The organism is Bacteroidota bacterium (assembly GCA_039111535.1).
GTDB lineage: Bacteria > Bacteroidota > Rhodothermia > Rhodothermales > JAHQVL01 > JBCCIM01.
Genome location: JBCCIM010000309.1, coordinates 1 through 4,690, shown reverse-complemented (window position 1 = coordinate 4,690; position 4,690 = coordinate 1). Strand labels below are relative to the sequence as shown.

The 4,690-nt window shown below is 52.8% G+C and carries 2 protein-coding genes; one reads left to right on the top strand and one right to left on the bottom strand.

The features are described from left to right. Positions 1-95: 95 nt before the first annotated feature. Entirely contained in the window at positions 96-3,038 is a 2,943-nt protein-coding gene (locus AAF564_26055) for a ThuA domain-containing protein (GenBank protein MEM8489037.1), read from the bottom strand. 213 nt (positions 3,039-3,251) lie between these two features. Here AAF564_26055 and AAF564_26050 point away from each other — a divergent pair, with 213 nt between their 5' ends. Next, on the top strand, positions 3,252-4,445 hold the full coding sequence (locus AAF564_26050) for a Gfo/Idh/MocA family oxidoreductase (GenBank protein MEM8489036.1): 1,194 nt from the start codon (positions 3,252-3,254) through the stop codon (positions 4,443-4,445). The last annotated feature ends 245 nt before the right edge of the window (positions 4,446-4,690 follow it).

Here is a 4,690-nt window from a genome sequence, read left to right as displayed (position 1 = left end):
TGGGGATGTGGTCTGGTCGCATGTGATTTCTGTCATTCGATAAGTTAGCCGGCCAGGGTTCAGCAGCTTGGTGCTAAATCCTGGCCGGCTACCTGTTATTCAAACCGGATCCAGTCCAGTTCAAGGAGCATATCTTCTTCGGACCCTTCAAACGTTATAACCAGCAGGTTCGCCCGGCTTGATGCTGTTACCGGAATGGAAACCTCAGCCCAGTTTTTGTAGACATCGGGCTTGAGGCCAGACACCAAAATTGCCTCATCATGCTGCAGGGCGAGGTCGACGCTCTCCAATTGCGGGATTTCATCGATAGCTACAGCCTCCGAAGCATCAAGGTCAATGCGGCCAATTTCGCGGCCATCAACGGCATCTACCCGGAGCACAATGCTGCTGCCCTGGTATTGTTTGTACCGTACGATGATGTTGTTGACGCTCGAGAGGTCAACGGGCGTATAGGCGAGGGCGCTGCCGTTTTCTACCTGCATGGTGATCAGTGCCGTTTGGGCAAAGCGTTCCGAGGCCGGGTGTGAGCTATGGGTTTGTCGTTTTGTGTCTTTCTGCCACGAAACGTGTTCTGCCTGTTTGGTAGCCGGGTGTAGCTTGATGCGATCACAATAGACAAACCCCTGCTTGTTCGATGCGCAGGCTTCCAGTTCAGCAAAGCGATCCTGTAGATGCAGGTCGGGGGTATGGGTATATGCTTTGGTAACGGTAGCTTGCCCGGCGTGATCGGTCTGCTGGTTTAGCATAATCCGATGCGTATCAAATCCGGAATAGGTTGATATGGTCACGGGGTGGTTGGCAAGCTGTCGGCCTTGCGGGTCGGTAACAGTGACGCTGTAGTCGATCGGTTCATCGAAAGAAAAGAAGCTGCCATTGTGGGGCGCATCAAACCGTACAACGGTCGGATTGACGGGGGCCGGCAAGGTGCGGGCGCGCTCCATGGTGTCTTTGTTGTATTCGATACGCACAACCCGCGCATCGGGGTTGCTGCCCCAGAATGCGTCGCCCCATTCAGCAACATAGAGGGCGCCATCCGGACCAATTTCCATGTCCATCGGCCGGACAAACTCGATGCCCGGCAGGAAGGGGCTAATTTTTAGCAGGTCACCGTTTTCATCAAATTTGACTTCCATAACCCAGTTTCTCATCCACTCATAGATGATGTGACTGCCTTCGAAGTACGCCGGGAGGGCTTTGTCGCTGTAGGTGGGTTGCCTCCGGTAAATGGGACCCGCCATCGGGTTCACACCGCCGGCCCCCAGGCCAGGTAAATCTTCGTTGACACCATACGTATAGGCAATCATCGCTGGCTGCGCAGGCGGCAGGTTCGTTGCACCGGTATTGTTTGGCGAATCGTTGACGGGCGCAGCTGGATTGAACGGGTTGCCGACGGTTTCTGTTGTATAATCGAAGTCGTTATACGCCTGATTTTTACCGCTGAAATAGGGCCAGCCAAAGAAGCCCGGGCCACGCGCCTGGTTGAATTCATCGTATCCCCAGCCCCCGCGCTCGTTGGGCGGGTCTCCGTTGCCAACGTCTCCCCAATACAGCCACCCGGTTTCACTGTCGACCGCGATGCGAAACGGGTTGCGGTGTCCCATGGTGTAGATTTCTGGGCGGTGCAAATTATCACCTTCGAAGAGGTTGCCTTCGGGGATGGTGTAGGACCCGTCATCTTCCGGGTGAATACGCAGGATTTTGCCGCGCAGATCGTTGGTGTTGGCTGAAGTGCGCTGCGCATCTGCGTATGTGCGCCCCTCGCGTTCGTCAATCGGGTTGCCCTTCCTGTCGTAAGGGTTGGTGTTGTCGCCCGTTGACAGGTAGAGGTTGCCATTGGCGTCAAATGTGAGTGATCCGCCGGCGTGGCAGCAATCTTTCCGCTGAAAAGGCACTTCGAGTAGAATTTTCTCGCTGCCCATGTCGAGCTGATCGCCGGCCAGCGTAAAGCGGGACAGGCGAGAGGGGCTGGCGTCTTCTGGAGCATAGAAAACATAGAGCCAGTTGTTCTCCATAAAATCGGGGTCGAGCGTAATGCCAAGTAGGCCGTCTTCGATCACCATGTATACGGGAATCCATCCGATGTCTTTGGTTGTGCCTGTTTGGGGATCCCACATTTTCAAAGCGCCGGCGCGTTCGGCCAGAAACACGCGCCCATCTTCAGCGATTGCAATTTCCATCGGGTCTGTCACCTCGTCCATCAACACTGTTTTTTTGTAGTTGCGTGCTAGTGTAGCGCCAACTTCAGCATCAACAACGCCCGCTGCCCATTGAATGCCACCAAAGATGTGTTCGAGAAATTGTTTATTGGTGTAGGCTGCCTGTGTGTGTCCAAGCCCCGTATACCAGGATCGTCCGCCGTCAAATTCGTGGGCCCAACTGATGGGATGATCGTATCCCATGGTGCCCCCTTCGTATGTTTGCTCGTCGAGTGCAGCGAGGACATGCACGTTGCTTTGCGGGTTCGTGCGATAGTTGTACCATTCATCAAAGCGCTCCCATCGCGCCGGCAAGTGTTTGGTGGACGGATGGCTGTGATCGAGCACCATAACCGTTGCTTTTTGTGGCTCCGGATGGTCATCAAAAAATGCACCCACAAGCTTCCCATACCACTCCCACTCATACCCTGTGGCTGCTGCTGCGTGTATACCAACAAAACCACCACCTGCCTGAATGTAACGCTCGAATGCTTGCTTTTGGGTAGCATCGAGCACGTCTTCTCCCGATGTGTTCAAAAACACAATGACTTCATACCGTTCCAGCCTTTCGGGTGTGAAGAAGCTGGCGTCCTCTGTTGCATAAACGTCGAAGTCGTGTACGTCACCCAGATGTTCAATCGCGTCAACCCCCACTTCTATGGATTTGTGGCGGTATCCATTGGTTTTAGAGAAAACGAGCACATCAAATTCTGGTGTAGCTTCTGGAGTTACCTCTTCTGGTCCATCGTTTGATGGCGGCGGTAATTCCATCAGGGTAGGCTTGGTGTTGGTACACGAATAGCTGAAGAAAATCAGCAAGAACGACAACAGCTTGGTTGGCATGGGATAGCGCGTTTGGTGGAGAAGCTTTGGGTCCATATGGGTCAAGATAAAGATCAGCAAGCCGGTGAACAACGTATGCGCTTCTTGGATTTGATTCCGTGTTTTTTGAAATTAGGCTTCGATGTTTTGATTGGACTACGCGGAAATACTCGCGCTGCTGTTAGAAATAGCGCTGTACTTGCCGGTTACTGAACTTAAGAGAGGTACGGAAAAATGGAAGCCCACAAAATAACGATGCTTGGCACCGGGCTAATCGGGATGTTTTACACGATGACTATCCACGGGCAACGCAGCCGGGATCGGGTGCATATGGTGTATTCGAGAAGTGAAGAGAAAGCGCGGAAGTTTGCTGAAGAGTGGGGCATTCCCAACTGGACCACCGACCTTGCAGAAGCCATTGGGCATGAAGAAACGGATACGGTGGTGATTGGTCTGCCAAACCATGTTCACCTCGAATGTGTTAGATTGGCTGCAGAGGCCGGCAAAGCTGTGCTTTGTACCAAGCCCCTCGGTCGCACAGCTGCGGAAGCAAAGCAGATGCTCGATATGGTGGAAAAAGCCGGCGTATTTAACGGCTACCTCGAAGATCTTGTGTACACGCCCAAAACGTTGAAATCCATTGCCAGCGTAAAAGCCGGCGCGGTGGGTGATGTGCTCTGGGTAAGATCACGGGAGACACACCCCGGCCCGCACAGTGCATGGTTTTGGGATGTAAAACAGGCCGGCGGTGGGGCAATTATCGATATGGGATGTCATTGTATCGAGATCACGCGCAGTTTTGTAGGGAAGAACAACCGCCCGGTTGAGGTGATGTGTACGGCTGATACGCTTGTACATCCCATTGATGCAGAAGACCAGGCCATTGGACTGATCAAATATGAAAGCGGCGCCATTGGCCAGTTTGAAGTGAGTTGGGCGTTTCGTGGAGGGATGGATCTCCGCGACGAAATAGCTGGTACGGAAGGCACTATTATGCTAAACCACTGGCTGCGCACAGGTTTTGAGATGTTTACCGCCGGCGGCTCTGGTGCCTATGTAGCTGAAAAGCTGGAAGCCGAAACAGGGTGGCTTTTTCCGGTTGGTGACGAGCCGGGTGCACTTGGCTACGTGGAGATGTTTACCGACATGTTCAATGCCATGGATGCCGGCACGGCCCCGCAGGAAGACTTTTACGATGGCTATGTTGTAAACGCTATTATGGATGCTTGCTATAAATCCGTCAAAACGAAGCAGTGGGAGCCGGTAGACGTTGAATGGCGGGAAACGGGTACGCAGGCCAAAATCGAGGCAACGGGTGCAGAGTACGATGGCAAAGTAGTGATCAAAGAGGAGTTGATGCCTAACGGTACAACCAAACGCATTCTCAAAGACAAAGCAACCGGCGAGATCAGCGAAGTGGTTTCGTGATTCTTAATTATCGTGATTCTTAATTATCGTGATTCTTAATTATCGTGATTCTGTAAAATCGTGATTTCGTTTTTTCGTGATTCCGATTTTTTGTGATTGTATTTGTTGGTGGACGAAGTTCATTCTGTAGAAACCCCGAAACCCCGAAACCCCGAAACCCCGAAACCCCCGAAACCCCGAAACCCCGAAACCCCGAAACCCCGAAACCCCGAAACCCCGAAACCCCGAAACCCCGAAACCCCGAT